Genomic DNA, 21,024 nt, shown 5'->3' on the forward strand with positions numbered 1-21,024 from the left:
GGTTAACCGCCATTGCGTGATGAGGGAAGAGGCCCCATGATTTCTGACACGGAGTCAGCTATCGGGAGGGGGCGTCCCATGGCCGCCATTCAGCGACGGGGCCGTCGGATCATGATGACGGACGCGGAACGGGACACCTATCTCGCCGAGCAGCGCACCTGCCGGGTCGCCACCGTGTCCGCGGACGGCCACCCGCATGTCGGCGCCCTCTGGTACGCCTGGGACGGAACCTCGCTCTGGCTGTACTCGATCACCCGCAGCCTGCGCTGGTCCCAGCTGTGCGACGACCCGAGGATCGCGGTGGTCGTGGACGACGGGGTGGAGTACGCGGATCTGCGCGGCATCGAACTCTCCGGCGCGGCCGTCCCTGTGGGCGAGGCACCCCGTACCGGCGAACCGTGCCCCGAAATCGACATTCCGGAACGGCTGTTCGCGGAGAAGTACTTCGGGATGGACACCATGCCGCACGACGGCCGGCACGCCTGGCTGCGGCTCACCCCTCAGTCCATCACCTCCTGGGACTTCCGGAAGCTCGCGGGACCGTCCGAGACCTGAGAACACCCTGTCCCGTCCCACGACGACGGCGCATCCAGCTCCCGACCGGCCATCCGCAGCGCCGCCACCGCCGCCCTGATCGACGGACGCCGGTCCGCGTCAGTACGCCACACGGCATGGACGTGCCGTCGCATCTTCTGCCGTACGGGCACGAGCCGCACCCCATCGGGTACCGGTCCTCGGCCCAGCCTCGGCGCCACACAGACCCCCATACCTGCGGCGATCAGGGCGAGTTGGGTGTGGTGCTCGCCCGCCAGATGCGCGATGCGCGGCTCAATGCCCTTCGAGCGCAGAGTGAACATCAGCCAGTCGTAGCAGAATTCACCCTCCGGCCATGACACCCAATCGTCGTCGGCGAACTCCTCCAGATCCACCTCCACCCGGTCCGCGAGCCGATGATCGGCCGGCATCGCGATGTCCGGTGCGTCGTCGAGGAGTTCGGCCTTTGCCAGGCCGCCGGGCACCGGCAGCCGCTTGTTGCTCCAGTCCAGCACCACCGCGAGGTCGACGTCACCCCTGATCACCGCACGGATTCCGTCCTCGGGCTCCAATTCCCGTGTTCGCACGCGCAGTTCGGGATGATCGGCGCGCAGCGCGAGGAGCGCCGCGGGGAAGAGTCCGCGCGCCGCGGTCGGAAAGGCGGAGAGCCGGATCTCGCCCACCACCTCACCGCGCTGCGCCTCGATGTCGGACTGGGCCAGCTCGACCTGGGACAGGATCCGGGCCGCATGGTCGGCGAGCAACTGGCCGGCGTCGGTGAGCCGGACCCCGCGGCCGCTCTTGGCGAGGAGCTGCTGCCCCACCTCCCGCTCCAGCTTCGACATCTGCTGGGAGACCGCCGATGTGGTGACATGCAGCCCCTCGGCGGCACCGCTGACCGAACCGTGCCGGGCGAGGGCATCCAGGGTACGCAGGCGCTCCAGGTTCAACATGTAAGCAATGCTACGCGAAATCCCGCACAAAATCTCACTTGTCCTACGCGATCTTTTTCGTCATGGTTGACCCCATGAGCGCCCCTGCCACGCAGAGAACCACTCCTCCCGCCAAGCCCTCCACCCCTGCCCCGCAGGCCGGGACGACCACTCCGGCTCCGGTCCCGGCGCCTGCCGTGCGCCGGGCGCCGGACTGGCGGATCCGGTTCGGGGCACTCTCGCTCATCTGGGGTTTCAGCTTCCTTCTGATCAAGGTCGGTACCGAGGGGTACGCCCCGTTCCAGGTCACTCTCGGCCGCCTCCTGTCGGGCACGGCGGTGCTTGCCGTCGCGATGGCAGTACGGCGTGAGCGGCTGCCGCGCGGCGCCCGCACGTGGGGGCACCTGGCCGTCGCCGCGTTCTTCCTGAACGCACTGCCGTTCTCGCTCTTCGCGTATGCCGAGCTGAGCATCCCGTCGACGCTGGCCGGAATCTGCAATGCGACCTCGCCCCTGTGGGGCATGGCGCTTTCACTCGTCGCGCTCTCCGAAGACCGGCCGACCCGTCGCCGCGTCGCCGGACTCGGGCTCGGATTCCTCGGTGTACTTACCGTGCTTGGCGCCTGGCAGGGCTTCTCCGGGCTGGACTTCAGCGGTACGGCCATGGCCCTGCTCGCCTCCCTCAGCTATCCGGTCGGCTGGATCTACGTCCGCAGGACGCTGGCGGGCAGCAGTTCGTCCACGCTCGCCCTGACCGGCAGCCAGCTCTTTCTCGGCACGGTGCAAATCGCCCTGGTGACCCCGCTGTTCACATCGGCTCCCGATGGATTCCCGCTGCTCCCGACACTTGCCGTGGTCGCCCTGGGGGCGCTCGGCACGGGCCTCGCGGTGCTGATGCAGTACGGCCTGGTGGAGGAGGTCGGACCGACGACCGCGCAGATGGTGACCTACTTCATTCCGGTGATCGCCACCGCGGCCGGAGTCGTCATGCTCGGCGAGCAGCTGAGCTGGAACACTCCGGTCGGCGCGCTCGTGGTCCTGGCAGGTGCCGCTCTCACCCAGAGCAGGGCACGCAGCGGCAAGGCCAGGACCGAGGCTCAGCCGTAGTTCAGCGGTTTCGCCGGTCCCGCAGCTGCCGCCACCGCATCGGCCAGCGGCCCGATGTCGGCCCCGGTCAGCGGTGAGACGGTGAGCCGGATCCCCTGGGGCGCGGCCATCCGGAACCTCGCACCGGGCGCCACCGCCCAGCCTGCGTGCAGCAGCCGCGCCACCGCACCGGTCTCGTCGCTGACCGGTACCCACACGTTCATGCCGCTGCGTCCGTGCGCCTCCACGCCCCGCTCCTCCAGCGCCTTCACGAGCGCGTCCCGCCGCTCGGCGTACGCCCCTGCCACCTCGCCCGAATCGACCGCGCCCGAGCACCACAAGTGCACCACGGCCCGTTGCAGCAGTCTGCTGACCCAGCCGGGGCCCAGCCGCTGCCGGCCCGACACCCGGTCGACCGTGACCGGGTCGCCGGTCAGCACGGCGACCCGCAGATCCGGTCCGTACGCCTTGGCCACGGACCGCACGAATGCCCACCGGTCCGTGGCGCCCGCCAGCGGGTACAGCGGCAGATCGACGATGGCGTGCCCGTGGTCGTCCTCGATCAGGAGAACGCCGCGGTGTCCGGCAAGAACGCCCCGCAGCTCGAAGGCGCGCCCGGCGCTGATCGCGGCCCCGGTCGGATTCTGCGCGCGGTCGGTGACCACGAGGGCGCGGGCACCGGCGTTCAGCGCGTGCTCGACGGCATCGGGCAACGGTCCCTCGTCGTCGAGCGCGACGGGCACTGGGCGCAACCCCAGCGCCGGTACGAGATCCAGCAAGCTGCCCCACCCCGGGTCCTCGATGGCCACCGCGTCACCGGGCTTGAGATGCGCGACCAGTACGCGCTCGATCGCATCCAGCGATCCGGAGGTCGCAACCACGGATCCGGCCGGCAGTCCGTCGGCATCCAGCGCGGCGCGGGCGAGTGTGGCGAACTCCGGGTCCACCGGTGGCTGTCCGTACATTCCGGGCCGCCGCGCATACTCACCCGCGGCCGCCGCGAATGCCTCCCCCAGCGCGGGCAGCAACACCGGATCGGGGTTCCCCTCCCCCAGGTCGCGCACCCCGGGCGGCGCCTCGACCCGGAGGGAACCGCGCGCCGTACTCGCGGGTCGCGGCCGCACCCTGCTGCCCCGGCGCCCGGCCGTCTCGATCACCCCGCGGTCGCGGAGCGTGCGGTAGGCGGCCGCCACCGTATTGGGATTCACCCCCAGCAGGTCCGCCAACTCCCGCATGGGCGGCAGCACTTGTCCGGGCGCGAGCTCCCCCGACCCGACCCCGCGCTCCACACTGGCGGCAATTTCCGCTGCACGCCGCCCGACGATCCGATACTCTCCTAGCACAAACAAGATTATGCACTAGTGCAATGGAGTACGCAATGCCGGACACCGCATCGCCGCAGACCACGGGCCCGGACACCGCGGCCGGATACCAGCCGACCGAGCGCACCGTCCCGACCCGTTCCCGCGATCGCGCGGCGTACGACCGGGAACTGGTCCACTCGATACTCGACGAGGCGTATGTCTGCCATCTCGGCTTCGTCCGTGACGGCTCACCGGTCGTCCTGCCGACGCTCTTCGGCCGGGTCGGCGAGCGGCTCTACGTACACGGCTCGACCGGCTCCCGGCCGCTGCGGGAGGCCGGCCGGACCGATCCCGGCCTGCCCGTCTGCCTGACGGTGACGCATGTCGACGGACTGGTGCTCGCCCGTTCCGCCTTCCACCACTCGATCAACTACCGCTCCGTGGTGGTCCACGGCATCGCGCGGACGGTCACCGACCCGCATGAGCGGCGGACCGCCCTCGACGCGATCGTCGACCACGTGGTGCCGGGCCGGTCCGCGGACTCGCGGCCCGCCGACGAGAAGGAGCTGGCCGCGACAGCGGTCATCCGCCTGGACCTCCAGGAGGTCTCCGCCAAGATCCGCACCGGCGGCCCCAACGACGAACCCCGCGACCTCGAGCTGCCCCACTGGGCGGGCGTCGTGCCGCTCGCCCACGGCTATGCGACCCCGCTCCCTTCGCACGACCTCGATCCCGCCATCGGGGTGCCGGACTACATCGCCTCGCTCTGACCCCTCCCGGGGTGGCCTAGCCCGCCGCCGGGTACCTCCGGCCACCCCGCCGGTCAGGCCGGTACGGCCGCCCGGCGGCGGGCGTACGCGGCGCTGCGCGCCTCGGCGAACGCCAGCCCCGCCACGGCTACCAGGAGCAGCAGTGTCCCGACGACGGTGGCCGCGGTGAGCTGTTCACGGAGCACCACCACGGCGATGACCGCCGCGCTGACCGGTTCGAGCAGCATGATCACGGACACTGTCGCGGCACGTACCGCCGCGGCGCCCGCGAAGTAGAGCGCATAGGCGAGCGCGGTCGGTACCGCCGCCACGTACACCAGCAGCGTCACGACCTGCGCGGCCTGAGCGGTATGCGGTACGAGCCCCTCGGCCGCAGCCATCGGCAGCAGTCCGACGGCTCCGATCCCGAATGCCCATGCGCTGGTGGCGAGCGAGTCGGTGGCGCCGCCATCGCGACCGAGCCACCGGGTCAGCAGGGTGATCGTCGCGTAGCCGGCCGCGGAGAGCAGTGCCAGGGCGACTCCGGCGGGCCGCACGGTGGCCCCGTCGCCGCCGAGCACCAGTACGGCGAGCCCGGCCAGCGCACCCACCACCGCGGCGAGTCCGCCGCGTCCCAGCCGCTCCCCCATGGTCAACCGTGCACCGACCGCGATGAACACGGGGCCCGCTCCAAGGGTGACGACGGTCCCGACCGCGAGGCCGGTCGCCTCGACGGCCGCGAAGTACGCGCTCTGGAAGACGGTGAGACCGACGCCGGTCCCCAGGACGCGCAGCAGCCGACGACGGCGCGGTTCGGCGGGGACGGCCACGCGTCGGGGCCGTAGCGCCAGCGCGGCGAGCAGCAGCACGAGGCCGCCCAGGCAACGCCAGAACGACAGGGCGAGTGGGCCCAGATCACTGACCTCGAAGATCAGCGAAGCGGCGGCCCCGGCAGTGCCCCAGGCAACACCGGCGACGATCAGATAGAAGAGGCTTCGCCCGACGGGCAGGCCGGTAGCAGGGTTCGACACGTGACTTCTCCAGATGAGGACAGGACGGTGGTCGCTCGGCTCGGTACACGGGCAGCGACGAACCGCTCGGAACTGCCCGAGCCCGGTCTTCGTCAGGAGTGGCCGCCCGCGCTAGACGGCAGGCGGCGAAAGTACGGTCGAATGCATGATCGTCACATTACGTCGCAGTACGACCCGCGGACAACTCCCCCTCGGCAGCGGCACGGCCTCCGTCCGATCCCGCAGTGTGCCCCTCGCCCCGTCCGGATGCGACGGGACCGGAGGGCGTCTTCGGTGTCGCCGACTGGGCGATGAAGGCACCGATCAGCACCATGGAACCGCCGATGAGCTGCGGCGCCGACAGGTGCTCGCCGAGCATCACCCAAGCGAGCACGGTCGCGATGACCGCCTCGAGACAGGCGACGACACCCGCCACCGCGGGTGAGAGCAGCCGCACCGAGATCACCCCGGTGACGTAGGCGATCACCGTCGACATCAGCACGATCCAGACAAGCAGCAGCCAGGCGGGTACATCCGTGCCGTCCATGCCCGCGCTGCCGCCCAGAACCGACCAGTCCATGCCCCAGGGCCGTGCGACCACGGTGAGAATGACCGTGCCGATCAGCAGCCCGTACGCGATGACACCGACCGGATGCGGAGGTTCGACTCCTTCCGCGCTGCCCTGGTCCGACAGGACGAAGTAGCCGACCTGACAGCAGGCGGCGCCGAGTGCGAGCAGCAGCCCGACCACATCGAAGCTCAGACCCGACCAGATCTCGACCACGCAGGTGAGTCCCCCTACGGCAAGCACCACACCGACCGCGGCACCCCGGGCGACCGGCCGGCGCTGGACGAAGCGGACCCAGCCGAGGACGAGCGCGGGCGCCAGATACTCGACGAGAAGAGCGACACCGACGGGGACACGGGAGATCGCAGCGAAGTAGAACGCCTGCACACCGGCCACGGCGAGCAGCCCGAACCCCAGCAGCAGGATTGGCCGACTGCGCACGAGAACCCGGTGGCGCCAAGCGACGGGCAGCATGACAAGGGCGGCGCCCGCCACCCGTAGCCACACCACATGGAGCGGATCGAGTCCTGCCTCGATCAGCGGCTTGGCCGCCACCCCTGAACCACCGAATGCGAACGCCGAGGCCAGGGCAAGTCCCAGGCCGGCGCTTCTCCCCTGAGACGCGTGCATCGGGACATCATGCCAGCTGTTGTCAGTAGCGTCACCCCTGTGACCCCTGACGCATACTCTCCGTCAGACGCTCGGCTCCACCGCAACTTTCGCCATCAGCTCGCCCAGTCCGGCGACAGCCAGTCCGTCCATGTAGTCACGGACCCGTGTGATCAGTCCGTCATGGACGCGGACGATCAGCACACCGGGCACGGCGAAGGTCCCGGCCGGCAGCGCGCCGACCACGACGTGCTCGCCAATGATCACTTCCGGATCGGCGGTCTCGTGGATCTCCATGTCCTCGACGGCCTCCACCCGGACGGGGCTCGCGCCCCAGGCCGCCCGGTATCCGGCACGCACCTCCTCGCGCCCCTCATAGCGGGAGGGAAACCCGGGAGAGGAAAACGGGAACTCGTGCACCGCGTCCGCGGCGTACAGGTCGGCGAGGTCGTCCGCGGACTTGTCGAGCATGGCCTGGTGGTAGCGCCCCAGCACCTCGCGGGGCGTACGGGCCGAGGGCTTCTGCCGACCTGACACGGCACTCACTCCATCCACTACTCGATCCGTTCATTCAACGAATGTTGACCCAATTACCGTACGAGCCCGTCAAGGCTTCGGTCAACGGCTGTAGAGTGAAATCGTGACCATCCCTCACATCTCCCGCGCCGAGCGCCGCCGAGCCACCGAGGCGCGCATCCTCGACAGCGCCCGCGGGCTGTTCGCCGAGCGGGGCTTCGATCGCACCACCATCCGCGCCGTGGCAGTTGCGGCAGGCGTCGATGCGGCTCTGGTCATGCAGTACTTCGGGGCGAAACGCGAGTTGTTCACCCAGGCCGTACAGGCGCCCCCCGCGCTGCCGACCGGCACCGACGGCGACGCGCTGGTGGATCAACTGATCGCCACGCTCGGCCTCAAGCTCGGCGGCCTTCCCCACGGCACACTGGCGATGATGCGCTCCATGCTCACCGATCCAGCCGCGGCCGATCACGTCCGTGCGAGCCTCGACCGGCAGATCGGCAGCATCGGCGCGGCACTACCGGAGGCCGAGGACGCCGAACTGCGCGCCGCACTGGTCATCACCACCATGGTCGGCGTCACCATCGGCCACCAGCTACTCGGCCTCGACACCCTCCGCCACGCCCCCGCCGACCGCATCGCCGCCCTGCTCCGCCCGGCCTTCAAGGCCCTGACCGAACCGCCACGCTGAATCGGCGCCCGCACGTCAGGCCGTCAGCCCCCGACTCCCCGTCACCCCTGGCCGGACGCCCCCACGATCCGGGCCGCAAGCTGCTCCGCGTCGACGCCGGCCCGCTGCAGCACCTCGACGGCCCGGCACTCGTGGTCCAAGGCCAGCGCCGCCAGCAGATCGAGCCCTCCGGCCCGCGCGTCGCCGCGCAGCTCCGCCCGCTCACGGGCTTCGGCCATCGCCGAAGCAGCCGAGGGCGACCAGCCCTCCACCCCCGTGTCCCGCACCGCGGAATCCGGGTCCTCAACGACCGGGACAGCGCCGGAGTCCTCCACCGCGCCTTGCCAGCGGAGCCCATATCCGATACTGCGCTGGACGAGATATCCGAGCACCTTGGCCAGTTGGGGTCCGCCCTCGAAGGCCGCCCGCACCTCGGGGTCCGATTCGATGAGGGAGTGCAGCAGATGCGCGGTGTCGATCTGCCGGTCGCCGTCGCGCAGTGCGCGCCTTCGGGCACCCGTCACCACGGCGGCCAGCTCCACAGTGAGTCTGGCGTCGAGCTCAGCACGGTTCGGTGCGGGCTGCTGAGGGATCCACGGCGTCCGGTTTTGCACACCCCTTACCCCATCAGTCCCACCGCGCCGAAGCATCGCCGGAGGGGCCCATTTAGGCATCCCACGCAAGTTGGGCACACCCGAGCGGTTCCTCCTCCTTACGGATGAGATCTCGCCATTCCCGGATCCGATCCGGGAAAACGGCGCGCGCCGCCTTGCGCCGCGCCCCCGGAGCAACCGCGAGCCTCCCTCGTACGTCCCACACGCCACACCACCCATACGGCAGCCGGAAGGGGGCCCACGGACGTGTCCTGGTTGGTCGCCCTACCGGCGCTCGACGGACGGGAGTATGTATACCGGATCCACGCACCGGCGGACGCCCTGCGCGCCGATCTCTTCTGGGCCGCGTTCCACTGCCATGACGACGGCCCGCACCCGCGCGCCTCCGACCGGTTCGACGCCGCACTGATCTGGCGGGCGGGAACGGGGGGAACGGACCACACAGATCTGACAGTTCATCAGTATTGAATGTTCACGGCACTGCGACTACGTTCCGCGACACCGTAACCCGCCGAGAAGGGGTGGTCGCATGGCCGAAGTCAGTGCAGAAGCACGCATCGAAGCACCGGCCGAGAAGGTCTGGGCCAAGCTGACGGACTTCACCGCGTACGGCCAGTGGAACGCCACCCACACCAGCTTCCCCAAGGGCGGCCCGACGACACTCGAACTCGCGGCCACCTACGAGGAGAACATGAAGCTCATGGGCTTCCCCGCCGAGGTGACGTGGACGGTCGCGGAGCTGGAGACCGCGCGCCTGCTGACCACCAAGGGCAAGGGGCCGATGGGCGTCAACCTGGCCATGCGCTACTCGCTGACCCCCGACGGGGACGCGACCACGGTACGCATCGACGGAGAGTTCACCGGCGCCGCGGTCTCCCTGATGGCGGGCAAGCTCAAGGACTCCGCAACCGCCGCGCTCGTCGAGTCACTGCGCAAACTGGGCGGGCTCGTCGCCGCCTGACCGCCACCGGAGCGACGGGAAGGGCCTCGCGGCTCGGCCGCGAGGCCCTCGGCACCCCGCCTGCGGGCTCAGTGCTCGTCGGCGAGGATCAGATAGAGCTTCTTACGGGCGTCATTGACGACCGCGAGCGCCTTCTGGCGCTGATCGGCCGAACCGGTCTTCCAGACCTGACCGAACGCCTCCATCAGGCCGAAACCGGCCTGCCGGATCTCGTTGACGCTTTCCCAGTCGACTCCGCGCCCGGCTTCCTCCCAGGGCGCGTCGGGGCCCGACTCCGCCTCGGTGCGGCCGGTGCCGGTGAGCGTGAACAGCTTCTTGCCGCCCTCGCTCGCGCTGACGATCAGCCCCTCGTCCTCCAGCAACTGGAGGGTCGGATAAACCGAGCCCGGACTGGGCCGCCAGGCCCCGCCGCTGCGCTCGCCGATCTCCTGGATCATCTCGTACCCGTGCATCGGCCGGTCCTTCAGCAGCGCCAGGATCGACGCACGTACGTCACCGCGGCGCGCCCTTCCCCGGCCGCCGCCCCGACCGCGTCCGCCACCGAAGGGACCGCCGCCGAAAGGCGGACCGAACTGCCCGAAGGCCGCCCGCCGCCCCTCGAAGTCGCCCCGACCTTGATGACCGGTCCCGCAGTGCCCATGTCCATGCCCGCGCTCATGCTCATGTCCACGTGATCGCATCGCTACGCTCCTTCCATCGTTGATCTGTCGCGATGCGTCAACGATATATCGGAACCGGTCGCTGGACAAACATCCTGGTCGGCCTTCGGCCGGGTGAGAGGTTCCGGCCGCGAAGCCGGCTGATGTGCTCGGCGGAGCAGTACGCCTTGTCTGCCCGGATCTTCACCGGCCACCGCCGACGGGGACCACGCCGGGAACGGACGGCGGGTATGCCGAGGATCGGCGGCTTGAACGCCTGACTGTCGTACAGGTTCGCCCCGACACCGCGACGGCCGGCGGGAGGCCCTGGGCCTCGGACAGCACATACAGCTTGCTGCCCTTCTCGCCCCCATCGACGACGCGTCGCACCGTTCCTCACGCGACACCGTGACGGCCAGAAGGCGGCACCCCCGGACGAACCGGTGGTGCCGCGTCTCGTCCCGGCCGGACGGCTCGCGCCGCACGTACCGGATTGTTGCTGCCAGGCCCGGTACAAGCGGAGCCAATTCCCGCCGGACGCCACGTACGACCAGGGCGGAGCGTGGTCCAATTGATGCGCGAGAGCAGGAAAGGTGTCCGGTGCGCAGACAGCCGGCCGAGATGGAGATCGCCCGCACACGGTGGGAGGATTTCCGCACGCTCGGCAACCGGTCCAGCAGTGTGCCCGACGCACTGCACCGCCTGCTCGCGGCCGTCGACGAGGACGAGGCCATGGCGGCCTACCGGGACCTCGAGAACCGTCCGGGCCTTTCGGTCCAGCGATACGGAATTGGCCTTGGTCTGAGGCCTTCCGCCGCACGTACGGTCACGTCATGAGGATCCGAATCGTCGACACGTTCACCGACCGCCCCTTCACCGGCAACCCTGCGGGAGTCCTGCTGCTGGACTCCGACGCCTTTGCCGACGACGAACAGCTCCAGCGGATCGCCATGGAGCTGAACCTCTCCGAAACCGCCTTCGCCCACCCGCTGTCGCCGGGCGGCGACGCGGACTGGGCACTGCGCTGGTTCACCCCGACCACCGAGGTCGACATGTGCGGGCATGCCACCCTCGCGACCGCGCACGTCCTGCACACCACCCAGACGGCGAGCGGCACGGTGCGTTTCGCCGCGCGGTGCGGCATCCTCACCTCGACCGCCCACCCCGACGGCACGGTCACGCTCGACTTCCCCACAGCCCCACTGACACCGGAGATCGCCCCGGCCGGGCTGGCCGTCGCCCTGGGCGCGGAACCGCTCTCCGTACACGACACCGGCCCTCACATCGGCGACCTGGTCGTCGAACTGGCCGACGAGGCGACCGTACGAGGACTGACCCCGGATCTCGCCGCACTGAGCCGACTCTCCCGACGGGGCATCATCGCCACAGCCGCCGCCGAGGACCCCGCCCGCGGCTACGACTTCGTCTCCCGCGGCTTCTTCCCACGCGTCGGGATCGACGAGGACCCGGTGACCGGCAGCGCCCACACCGCGCTGGCCCCCTTCTGGTCGGCCCGCTTCGGCCGTGACGAGCTGACCGGACTACAGGCCTCCGCCCGTTCCGGCCTGGTCCGCACCGCGCTGCGCGGCGACCGCACCCTGCTGACCGGCAACGCCGTGACGGTCATCGACGGCGAACTGCTCACGGCACTCTGACGCCCTCCGAAGACACCGCAGAGGGCATACGGACCATTCCCGTACACCCTCTGCGCCAACACCACCCACCGACCACTGCCGTACGCCCCCATCGGTGAACACCACCCAGCGACGTCCCACCCCACTCACGGTGTGGGCAGCCACCCCACCTTCCCCGCAAGTAGGGCATATCCAACAAATGCCCCGATGTCGAGCAGTGCATGCGCCGCGACCAGCGGACCGACCCGGCCCCAACGCCGGTACAGCAGCACGAAGACAACACCCATCACCATGTTGCCGATGAAGCCGCCGATGCCCTGATACAGGTGGTACGAACCACGCAGCACCGAACTCGCCACCAAAGCCGCCATCGGCGTCCACCCCAACTGCCCGAGTCTGCGAAGCAGATACCCGACGACGATCACTTCCTCCACCACGGAGTTCTGGAGCGCGGAAAGGATCAAAACCGGGAATTTCCACCACACATCGGGCAGTGATTCCGGGACCACGGTCAGATTGAAACCGGCTGCCCGCGCCACCAGATAGAAGGCGAGCCCAGCGCTTCCGATACCCGCCGCGACCATCGCGCCGCGCCCCAGGTCCGGCCATGGCCTGGTCCGGTCGAAGCCGATGGCACGCAGGCCGGTCCCCTCCCTCATCAACAGATGCGCGACGAGGGCGACGGGCACCAGAGCCGTCGCGATTCCGAAGAGCTGCCAGGCAAGATCCAGCCATGGACGCCCTGGTGCGTACGAGCCGTTGAGCGTCGCGGCCTGCTGCTTCAAACCCCCTGGTTTCGTCAGCGATCCGACAAAACTGATCAGGGCAGACACCCCGCTGGCGCCCAATGAGAGAGCCAGCACCAGCACCGTTTCGGACCGCAAGATCCGTCGCGACACAGCCTCTTGGGGGAAAGATTCAGCCACGTGCCCCGCCTCCACCTGTACACCTGCCTCGAGTTGTGCATTCACGCCCCATCCCGCTCCCTGTCCCGCTAAGGTCTCGAATGCAGGTACGAAGATCATGCGCGACAGGCCGGGGGACAACCACCATTGGCGATGGTGTGGTCCCCCTTTTCCTTGTTCATCCTCAAGGAGGGGCACCACCGTCATGGGACGTCACAGCTTGCCCGACGACTACGCGACCGATGGAAGCGGGGACGGTCCGCCGCCGCGCCGTCGGCGGACCGTAGCGATCGCGACCATGCTCGTCCTCGCGGTGGCGGCGGGAACGGCAGTCGCGGTGCAGGGCGATCTGCTGTCGTTCTCGAATTCCTGCGAGGACTCCGCCGTACGTCTTTCCATGGTGGCCTCACCGGACATCGCCCCCGCCGTGCGTGCCATCGCCGACAAGGCGCGCAAGGACGACCTGAGATCCGACGGCCGCTGTCTGTACGTGCGGGTGGTGGCCCGCGATTCCTACAAGGTCGCTGACGCTCTCTCCTCCGGCACCCGTACCCCGGACTACCAGATCTGGCTGCCAGACTCCGACCTGTGGCTCGACCGGGCCAAGGGCTCCGGTGACGGCATCCCGATCACACCCGGCGATTCCGTCGCCTCCTCCCCCGTCACCCTGGCCATTGCGCCGTCGGCGGCCAAGAGCCTCGGCTGGCCGAAGAAGAAGTACTCCTGGGCCGAGTTGACGGCCGCGGCCATGGACTCGGACAAGGTGCGTCTCGGCGCGGCCGACCCGGCACGCAGTGCAACCGGTCTGCTCGCGCTCTCCAGCATCGGCGCTTCCTCCGAGAAGCAGGGCGGCGACAGCGACACCAGGGTCGCGGCGACCGCCAAGCTGCTGGCACAGCGCATGTCGGACGGTGACACCCAGGTACTCGAAACGCTGCCGCAGGGCGATTCGGGTGCCGAGCAGGGGAACCCGGAGCGCAACCAGGCGGTGCTCCTCTCCGAGCAGGCCGCGTTCGCCCACAACGCGAAGTCGACCGACGGTGGAAGGCTCGATCTCTTCTACCCCAAGGACGGCACCCCGCTGCTCGACTATCCGTACACGCTGGTGGACGAGACCAGGATGAGTACCTCCGAGGGCCGGGCGGCCCTGCGGTTCATGAAACTGCTGAATGAGCCGGACGCGCAAACCATCCTGAAGGAGCACGGCTTCAGAAACGTCGACGGGACGGCCGGGGAGTCGGTGGTCGCATCGGCGGGCGGCAGGAAACCCCAGCCGTACGCCACCGCGGCCGCCGCAGCGCCGTCCGCCGAGGCGCTCCAGCAGACGCTCGGCATGTGGACGATCACGGTGCAGAGCGCCCGGCTGACGACAGTCGTCGATGCCTCGGGTTCGATGGCCACGATCGTGCCGGGGCGCCACCAGTCCCGGATGGACGTCACGAAGGCGTCCCTGATCCAGGCCCTCAACCAGTTCACCCCGAACGACGAGATCGGGCTCTGGGAGTTCGCCACCGCACTCGACGGCGACAAGGACTACCGCAGGCTGGTGCCGACGGGCCGACTCGGGGACCCTGCGAAGGGCGGCGGCACTCACCGCGAGAGGCTCGCCGCGGCCTTCTCCGCGCTGCAGCCGGTACCAGGCGGCGCGACCGGTCTGTACGACACCACTCTGGCCGCGTACAAGGATGCCCAGGCAACGTATGTGAAGGGCAAGTTCAACGCTGTGGTGATCCTCACCGACGGCTCGAACCAGGACAACCGCTCCATCTCCCGCAGTGCCCTGGTCGCGGAACTGAAGCGGATCGCCGACCCGGAACGTCCGGTGCTGCTCCTCGCCATCGCGGTCGGCCCCGAGGCCGACCGCGAAGAGGTGAACGAGATAGCGAAGGTCACCGGCGGCGGGGGCTACCAGGTCACCGACCCGACCGAGATCCAGGCCGTGATTCTGCAGGCCGTCATGACGGCCGGGCAGAGCAACCACGCCGCCCAGGAGTAGCGCTCGGCGCGGTCAGGAACGGCAGCGGTTGTCGGCGCCCGCCACAGCGGGTCACAGTGCGGGGACACCCGTCGGCCAGCTGTGCACGGGGTCGCCGCTGTGCATCAGCTCGGCGTACCGACGGGTGGTCGCGGCCAATGCCGCATGCCGGTCGAGTCCGGCCTCCCGTGCCCGGTGGTAGGTGTCCACCTGCCAGGACGCTCCATTCACCCGCCGCTTGCAGCGCTCCTCGATGACCCCGAGGTAGCGGTCGCGGTCCGCGGGCTCGATGTTCCAGGCATCGAGCCCCGCAGCGGCCAGCGGCAGCAGTTCGTCCCGTACGAGCTTGACCGCCGGCACCCGGGTCAGCCCGCCCGAACGGCCGGGACGGGGCCAGATCAGCTCCGCGTCGATGCCGTGGCGGCAGGCGGTGTCGAAGTTCTCGGCCGCTGCTGCGAACGGGAGCCTGGTCCACACCGGACGGGATTCTTCGGCGAGCGCCCGCACGAGCCCGTAGTAGAGGGCGGCGTTGGCGATCACATCGGTGACCGTGGGGCCGGCGGGCAGGACCCGGTTCTCCACCCGCAGATGGGGTACGCCGTCGGCCAGTCCGTACACGGGCCGGTTCCAGCGGTAGACCGTACCGTTGTGGAGCACGAGCTCCTGCAGCCGCGGCACCCCGCCCTCGTCGAGCACCCGCAGCGGGTCCTCCTTGTCACAGATCGGCAGCAGCGGCGGGAAGTAGCGCAGATTCTCCCCGAAGAGCTCGTACGCCGAACCAACCCACCGCTCGCCGAACCAGGTCCTGGGCCGCACCCCCTGGTTCTGGAGTTCGGGCGGCCTGGTGTCCGTGGCCTGTTGGAAGAGCGGCGGCCGCGATTCCCGCCACAGCTCCCTGCCGAACAGGAAGGGCGAGTTGGCACCAAGGGCGATCTGGACCCCGGCGACAGCCTGGGCCGCGTTCCATACGGCCGCGAAGCGCGCCGGTGTCACCTGCAGATGCAGCTGGACCGATGTGCAGGCGGCCTCGGGAGTGATCGAGGAGGAGGTGGAGACCAATCGTTCCACGCCTTGGATATCGAGGGAGAAATCCTCGCCCCGCGCAGCCACCATTTGATCATTCAGCAGTGCGTAGCGGTCCACGTCCGAGAGGTTCGCCGCAACGAGGTCCTGACGGCCCAGGGTGGGCAGAATTCCGATCATCATGATCCCGGCATCGACCTCGCCCGCCTTCCGATGGGCATATCCAAGGCCAGTCCTGAGCTCTTCCGCCAGCTGATCGAAAACGCGTCCGTCCAGGTGGTGCGGGACTATGTTCACCTCCAAATTGAACATCCCGAGTTCGGTCTGGAAATCACGGCTCGCGATGCGCGGGAGCACCTCCCCATTCATCATCTTCGGCATGCCGTCGGAGCCTGCCAGATTCAGCTCGATCTCCATGCCCATGAGGTTGCGGGGGCGGTCGAACCTCCGCTCTGCCAGGAGCCTCTCCAGCCCCTCCAGGCACTGGTGGAGCTTCCTCCGGTACCTCTGCCGATCGGACAGATCAAAGGCGCCCGCCACGACCTTCTCCCCCATCGAAGCGTCCCTCCCTCGAGTGGGCGGCCCGCGGCCCAGGCCGCTCGCGTCACGATCGATAATGCCCAGGCCGGGTGATCCATAACGCCCCGCGAACGCCGCGCACCAAGTAATCTGAGGGCAGCCGTCCGGGGCACATTCCCTCGGCATGGTGCAGTGCGCAGTTTCCGCCGCCCGGCGCGTGGTGAAAACGCCGACGCGTTTCGGCCGACCGCGTCCAGGGAAAAACCCCTGGCGGTGGCTGCGCCGCTGACGACGAATCAGCAGAATCTCCGCATAATAAAGTCCTGATACCGCCTTGTCGGCAATACCTGCGACGGCTAGTGGAATCACTGCGTGAACACGTGTCGTATAAACTTCGCGGACGAGGCAGAGAGTTGACGCACCGGCCCAGTCACCGGCCTCCTCTGGCCCCGCACGCCGACAGCGCCGTCTGCACCCGCCCACGCATCACCGTGTCTCCGAAGTGAGAGGCGACCCACTATGCCGCTGCATGTTCCTCCGGCTCCCGCGCCCGCTCTGCGCAGCGTTCTCGCGGCACTCGGTTCACCCACCGCAGTCCGCGAGGCCCGCACACCTGCCCTCCGAGCCGCCCAGGGACCACTGAGCCCCGAACTCCCGCTCCCCGTCCATGTACTGGAGCGGATCGGCCCGAGCGGGCTCGCACCCGTCACCCGGCTTGCCGCGTGGCGGTTCCTGATCCGCAGCTCGGAGCAGGCCGTCGCCGCGGCAGACACCATGCTCACTCCGGACGGCTGGACCTTCTCGCACTTCTTCGAGGGCCCCTACATCGCCTCGACCGAACTCGCCGTGCGCCAGGCCGAGACGGTGACACCGCACTACCAGCCACGGCTGCTGTCCATCCCGGAGCTCTACATGCTGGCGCTGTGGCTGCACGCCGACACCGAGGCCGACGCCTCCGGCGGGGCACTTGCCCCCGCCGATCTCCTGGTACCGCTGGCACCCGCACCGCCGGGTATCGCGGCGCATCGACCACACCGGGTCGCCGATCTGCTCCGCGTGATGACGCTGCGCATCACCCCGGGCACCGGCCCCCTGCTCGGATCACCGGCCTGACGACGGCCGCACCCCACATCACCGCGCTGTGTCCCGCCACCCTCCCTGGTGGTGGGGCACAGTGCTGCGGGGCGCACATCCTGCCCATCTGGACTAGCCCGGTCCGGCCACCCCGAACCACCCGAAGTGACAGTGCAGTTGCGGTGAACCGTCCGGCCGGGTGACACGTCCTTGGAGTAAGGAGGAGTGCTGCTGCGAAATCCCTGCGGATTGACGCCCGTGGGGCAACACTGGGACCGGACCGATCGATACGGGGGGCGGCCATGAACACCTCATCAAGCCGCAGGACATTCACCACAACGCAGCGAAAGAACCCATCCATGTGCCAGCACCAGCCACCATGCCCGACCGCCGACTCAGCCGACCGGGAAGCCGCCCGCCTGACGGCACACCATCCGGAACAGGGCTGGAGCCTGCTGTGCAACGGCGTCCTGCTCTTCGAGGACACCGGTGAGCTGCTCCCGGACGGGCAGATCATCGCCCCGCACCGGCCCCTGCAGACCGGCCGGGTGGTGAAGGCCGCCTGACCGCGGCCGGTACGAACTGGGGCCGGCCCGGAGAACTCTCCGCACCGGCCCCGACGCATGTCCGCGTCACGCCCTACCGCTCATGCCTCAGTTGTCGTACTCGTCCAGCGGCGGGCAGGAGCAGACGAGGTTGCGGTCACCGAAGGCACCGTCGATCCGGCGCACCGGCGGCCAGTACTTGTCGGCGGCCGAGACTCCGGCCGGGAAGACCGCCACCTCACGGCTGTAGCCGTGGTCCCACTCCCCGCCCAGCATCGCCGCGGTGTGCGGAGCGTTGCTCAGCGGGTTGTCGTCCGCGCTCCACTCGCCGGAGGCCACCTTCTCGACCTCGCCACGAATGGCGATCATCGTGTCGCAGAATCGGTCGAGCTCCGCGAGGTTCTCGCTCTCGGTCGGCTCGATCATCAGCGTCCCGGCGACAGGGAACGACATGGTCGGCGAGTGGAAGCCGTAGTCGATCAGACGCTTGGCTATGTCGTCGACGCTGACGCCGGTGGCCTTGGAGATCGGCCGCAGGTCCACGATGCACTCGTGCGCGACGAGCCCGGCCGGGCCGTTGTACAGGATCGGGTAGTGCGGTTCGAGACGCTTGGCGATGTAGTTGGCGGCGAGTACGGCAACCTGCGTCGCACGCTTCAGGCCCTCCCCGCCCATCAGGCGTACGTACGCCCAGGAGATGGGGAGAATACCGGCCGAGCCCCACGGAGCGGCGGAGATCGGTCCGACACCGGTCTCGGGGCCCGCCGCAGGCTGCAGCGGGTGGTTCGGCAGGTAGGGCGCGAGGTGCGCGCGGACACCGACCGGGCCGACGCCGGGACCGCCGCCGCCATGCGGGATGCAGAAGGTCTTGTGCAGGTTCAGGTGCGAGACGTCGCCGCCGAACCGTCCCGGCTTGGCGAGGCCGACCAGCGCGTTGAGGTTGGCACCGTCGACGTAGACCTGACCGCCGGCGTCGTGCACCTCGGCGCAGATGTCGGCGACGTGCTCCTCGAACACACCGTGCGTCGACGGGTACGTGATCATGAGCACGGCGAGCTCGTCGCGGTGCTTCTCGATCTTGGCGCGCAGGTCCTCGATGTCGACCTCGCCGTCGTCGGCAGTCTTCACCACGACGACCTTCATGCCGGCCATCACGGCGCTGGCGGCGTTGGTGCCGTGCGCGGAGGACGGGATGAGGCAGATGGTCCGCTGGTCGTCGCCGTTGGCCCGGTGGTACGCACGCACGGCCAGGAGGCCGGCGAACTCGCCCTGCGATCCGGCGTTCGGCTGGATCGAGACCGCGTCGTACCCGGTGACCTCGGCGAGGCGCTCCTCAAGCTCACGGATGAGGGTGAGGAAGCCCTGCGCCTGCTCGGCCGGCGCGAAGGGGTGCAGGGCGCCGAACTCGGGCCAGGTGATCGACTCCATCTCGGTGGTCGCGTTCAGCTTCATGGTGCAGGAGCCGAGCGGGATCATTCCGCGGTCCAGGGCGTAGTCCCGGTCGGCGAGCTTGCGCAGGTAGCGCAGCATCGCGGTCTCGGAACGGTGCTGGTGGAAGACCGGGTGGGTGAGGATCTCGTCGGTGCGCAGCAGGCCCTCGGGCAGCGCGTCGGCGGTCGCGGCGTCCAGTGCCTCGATGTCCCCGTCGGCACCGAACGCGGCCCAGACGGCGGCGATCTGCTTACGCGTGCTGGTCTCGTCGCAGGCGAGGGAGACCAGGTCTGCGTCGACGAGCCGCAGATTGACACCGCGCTCGCGCGCGTCGGCCACGACATCGGCGGCCTTCCCCGGGACACGCACGGTGAGGGTGTCGAAGTAGGCACCGGTCACGACGTCGATACCGGAGGCGCGCAGGCCCTCGGCCAGGATCGTCGCATAGCGGTGGGTGCGCTGAGCGATCGTCCGCAGCCCGTCCGGGCCGTGGTAGACGGCGTACATCCCGGCCATGACGGCGAGCAGCACCTGAGCGGTACAGATGTTGCTGGTGGCCTTCTCGCGGCGGATGTGCTGCTCGCGGGTCTGCAGGGCCAGCCGATATGCCTTGCTGCCGTCCGCGTCGACGGAAACACCGACGAGGCGGCCCGGCAGGCTGCGGGCGAACTTCTCGCGTACGGCCATGAAGCCTGCGTGCGGTCCCCCGAAACCCATCGGTACACCGAAGCGCTGCGTGGTACCGACCGCGATGTCCGCGCCCAGGTCGCCCGGTGAGGTGAGCAGGGTCAGGGCCAGCAGATCGGCGGCGACCGTGACGATCGCACCGAGCTCGTGGGCCTGCTCGATGACGGGCTTGATGTTCCGTACCGCCCCGGAGGCGCCCGGGTACTGCACCAGGACACCGAAGACGCCGCGCTCGGCGATCTCCGCCGGGATGCCGTCGGAGAGGTCGGCGACGACGACCTCGACACCGGTCGGCTCAGCGCGGGTCTCGATGACGGCGATCGTCTGCGGCAGGACATCGGCGTCGACCAGGAAGACACCGTTCTTGACCTTGCCGACACGCCGCGAGAGCGCCATGGCCTCGGCGGCTGCGGTGCCTTCGTCGAGCAGCGAGGCGCCTGAGGTGGGCAGCCCGGTCAGCTCGGCGACCATCGTCTGGAAATTGAGGAGCGCCTCCAGGCGGCCCTGCGAGATCTCCGGCTGGTACGGCGTGTAGGCCGTGTACCAGGCGGGGTTCTCCATGACGTTGCGGAGGATCACCGGCGGGGTGAAGGTGCCGTAGTAGCCGAGCCCGATCATCGGGGCCAGCACCTGGTTGCGGTCGGCGAGGGAGCGCAGCTCCGCCAGGACCTCGGCCTCGGTGCGGGCGGTCGGCAGCTGCAGCGCCTCCGCGCTCTTGATGACATCGGGCACCGCTGCCGCGGTCAGCTCGTCCAGCGAGCCGTAACCGATCTGAGCGAGCATCTTCGACTGCGCCTCGGCATCGGGACCGATGTGGCGCTGTTCGAACGGAATGCCCTGCTCCAGCTGGGAGAGCGGAGTGCGACGGGGGGTCATGGTGGAGGCCTCCTGGTCTGTCACGACCTGCGAGGGGCACCACGGCGCGGGTGCCCGAACGGCCTCCCCCTCTGTCATCTCAACCTGAGAGCTTCACCGGCGCGCCCTGCGGCGTACCAGCTTTCACCGTCGGTGAGGAAGGGAACCGTACCGGCACTCGGCCGC

General features: G+C 69.4%; 21 protein-coding genes. 11 read left to right on the top strand and 10 right to left on the bottom strand.

Annotated features, from left to right (window positions below; genetic code table 11):
• The first annotated feature begins 78 nt into the window (after positions 1-78).
• On the top strand, positions 79-555 hold the full coding sequence (locus ACZ7IB_RS24400; RefSeq protein WP_470915601.1) for a pyridoxamine 5'-phosphate oxidase family protein: 477 nt from the start codon (positions 79-81) through the stop codon (positions 553-555).
• Here ACZ7IB_RS24400 and ACZ7IB_RS24405 read toward each other — a convergent pair.
• Complete coding sequence (locus ACZ7IB_RS24405) at positions 501-1,487, bottom strand: LysR family transcriptional regulator (RefSeq protein WP_470915602.1); 987 nt, start codon at positions 1,485-1,487, stop codon at positions 501-503. The genes ACZ7IB_RS24400 and ACZ7IB_RS24405 overlap by 55 nt on opposite strands.
• 74 nt (positions 1,488-1,561) lie before the next feature.
• On the opposite strand from ACZ7IB_RS24405, the gene ACZ7IB_RS24410 reads away from it, so the two are divergent.
• Entirely contained in the window at positions 1,562-2,572 is a 1,011-nt protein-coding gene (locus tag ACZ7IB_RS24410) for a DMT family transporter (protein ID WP_470915604.1), read from the top strand.
• On the opposite strand, the gene ACZ7IB_RS24415 is transcribed toward ACZ7IB_RS24410, so the two are convergent.
• Positions 2,563-3,894 carry an aminotransferase class I/II-fold pyridoxal phosphate-dependent enzyme gene (locus ACZ7IB_RS24415; protein ID WP_470915607.1) on the bottom strand — a complete coding sequence of 444 codons (1,332 nt, stop codon included), beginning with the start codon at positions 3,892-3,894 and terminating at the stop codon, positions 2,563-2,565. The genes ACZ7IB_RS24410 and ACZ7IB_RS24415 overlap by 10 nt on opposite strands.
• Before the next feature lie 35 nt (positions 3,895-3,929).
• Here ACZ7IB_RS24415 and ACZ7IB_RS24420 point away from each other — a divergent pair, with 35 nt between their 5' ends.
• A complete protein-coding gene (locus ACZ7IB_RS24420; protein WP_470915609.1) occupies positions 3,930-4,625 on the top strand; it encodes a pyridoxamine 5'-phosphate oxidase family protein in 696 nt (231 codons plus the stop codon).
• Between the two features lie 53 nt (positions 4,626-4,678).
• On the opposite strand, the gene ACZ7IB_RS24425 is transcribed toward ACZ7IB_RS24420, so the two are convergent.
• The 3 genes from ACZ7IB_RS24425 to ACZ7IB_RS24435 all read right to left on the bottom strand — a co-directional run bounded on the left by ACZ7IB_RS24425 (position 4,679) and on the right by ACZ7IB_RS24435 (position 7,328).
• Positions 4,679-5,635: a DMT family transporter gene (locus ACZ7IB_RS24425; RefSeq protein ID WP_470915611.1), complete on the bottom strand. Its 957-nt coding sequence runs from the start codon at positions 5,633-5,635 to the stop codon at positions 4,679-4,681.
• A gap of 157 nt (positions 5,636-5,792) precedes the next feature.
• A complete protein-coding gene (locus ACZ7IB_RS24430) occupies positions 5,793-6,812 on the bottom strand; it encodes an EamA family transporter (RefSeq protein WP_470915613.1) in 1,020 nt (339 codons plus the stop codon).
• A gap of 63 nt (positions 6,813-6,875) precedes the next feature.
• Positions 6,876-7,328, bottom strand: coding sequence for a nuclear transport factor 2 family protein (locus ACZ7IB_RS24435; protein ID WP_470915615.1), 453 nt, complete (start codon positions 7,326-7,328; stop codon positions 6,876-6,878).
• A gap of 103 nt (positions 7,329-7,431) precedes the next feature.
• Between ACZ7IB_RS24435 and ACZ7IB_RS24440 the strand changes: the two genes are divergently transcribed.
• Positions 7,432-7,998: a TetR/AcrR family transcriptional regulator gene (locus ACZ7IB_RS24440; protein ID WP_470915616.1), complete on the top strand. Its 567-nt coding sequence runs from the start codon at positions 7,432-7,434 to the stop codon at positions 7,996-7,998.
• Between the two features lie 41 nt (positions 7,999-8,039).
• On the opposite strand, the gene ACZ7IB_RS24445 is transcribed toward ACZ7IB_RS24440, so the two are convergent.
• Positions 8,040-8,591 carry a peptidase gene (locus ACZ7IB_RS24445; RefSeq protein ID WP_470915618.1) on the bottom strand — a complete coding sequence of 184 codons (552 nt, stop codon included), beginning with the start codon at positions 8,589-8,591 and terminating at the stop codon, positions 8,040-8,042.
• Between the two features lie 246 nt (positions 8,592-8,837).
• Here ACZ7IB_RS24445 and ACZ7IB_RS24450 point away from each other — a divergent pair, with 246 nt between their 5' ends.
• Positions 8,838-9,059, top strand: a complete 222-nt coding sequence (locus tag ACZ7IB_RS24450) for a hypothetical protein (RefSeq protein WP_470915620.1) — start codon at positions 8,838-8,840, stop codon at positions 9,057-9,059.
• A gap of 61 nt (positions 9,060-9,120) precedes the next feature.
• Positions 9,121-9,552 (top strand): type II toxin-antitoxin system Rv0910 family toxin, encoded by a 432-nt coding sequence (locus tag ACZ7IB_RS24455; protein WP_470915622.1) that lies wholly within the window; start codon positions 9,121-9,123, stop codon positions 9,550-9,552.
• Positions 9,553-9,620: 68 nt separating this feature from the next.
• Here ACZ7IB_RS24455 and ACZ7IB_RS24460 read toward each other — a convergent pair whose 3' ends face one another.
• Entirely contained in the window at positions 9,621-10,232 is a 612-nt protein-coding gene (locus ACZ7IB_RS24460; RefSeq protein WP_470915624.1) for a PadR family transcriptional regulator, read from the bottom strand.
• A 558-nt stretch (positions 10,233-10,790) separates the two neighbouring features.
• Between ACZ7IB_RS24460 and ACZ7IB_RS24465 the strand changes: the two genes are divergently transcribed.
• On the top strand, positions 10,791-11,027 hold the full coding sequence (locus ACZ7IB_RS24465) for a hypothetical protein (RefSeq protein ID WP_470915626.1): 237 nt from the start codon (positions 10,791-10,793) through the stop codon (positions 11,025-11,027).
• Positions 11,024-11,845, top strand: a complete 822-nt coding sequence (locus tag ACZ7IB_RS24470; protein ID WP_470915628.1) for a PhzF family phenazine biosynthesis protein — start codon at positions 11,024-11,026, stop codon at positions 11,843-11,845. The genes ACZ7IB_RS24465 and ACZ7IB_RS24470 overlap by 4 nt, the downstream gene beginning before the upstream one ends.
• Positions 11,846-11,970: 125 nt before the next feature.
• Here the strand turns inward: ACZ7IB_RS24470 and ACZ7IB_RS24475 are convergent, their stop codons facing one another.
• A complete protein-coding gene (locus ACZ7IB_RS24475) occupies positions 11,971-12,750 on the bottom strand; it encodes a CPBP family intramembrane glutamic endopeptidase (protein WP_470915670.1) in 780 nt (259 codons plus the stop codon).
• Positions 12,751-12,934: 184 nt separating this feature from the next.
• On the opposite strand from ACZ7IB_RS24475, the gene ACZ7IB_RS24480 reads away from it, so the two are divergent.
• Positions 12,935-14,725, top strand: coding sequence for a substrate-binding and VWA domain-containing protein (locus tag ACZ7IB_RS24480; RefSeq protein ID WP_470915630.1), 1,791 nt, complete (start codon positions 12,935-12,937; stop codon positions 14,723-14,725).
• Between the two features lie 51 nt (positions 14,726-14,776).
• Here the strand turns inward: ACZ7IB_RS24480 and ACZ7IB_RS24485 are convergent, their stop codons facing one another.
• Entirely contained in the window at positions 14,777-16,282 is a 1,506-nt protein-coding gene (locus tag ACZ7IB_RS24485; RefSeq protein ID WP_470915631.1) for a glutamate-cysteine ligase family protein, read from the bottom strand.
• 483 nt (positions 16,283-16,765) lie between these two features.
• Between ACZ7IB_RS24485 and ACZ7IB_RS24490 the strand changes: the two genes are divergently transcribed.
• Entirely contained in the window at positions 16,766-17,359 is a 594-nt protein-coding gene (locus ACZ7IB_RS24490) for a hypothetical protein (RefSeq protein ID WP_470915633.1), read from the top strand.
• A gap of 320 nt (positions 17,360-17,679) precedes the next feature.
• Positions 17,680-17,886: a DUF5999 family protein gene (locus ACZ7IB_RS24495; protein WP_470915635.1), complete on the top strand. Its 207-nt coding sequence runs from the start codon at positions 17,680-17,682 to the stop codon at positions 17,884-17,886.
• A gap of 87 nt (positions 17,887-17,973) precedes the next feature.
• Here the strand turns inward: ACZ7IB_RS24495 and gcvP are convergent, their stop codons facing one another.
• A complete protein-coding gene (gcvP, locus tag ACZ7IB_RS24500; RefSeq protein WP_470915637.1) occupies positions 17,974-20,859 on the bottom strand; it encodes an aminomethyl-transferring glycine dehydrogenase in 2,886 nt (961 codons plus the stop codon).
• Positions 20,860-21,024: the final 165 nt, after the last annotated feature.

Source organism: Streptomyces sp. NPDC037301 (assembly GCF_055602785.1).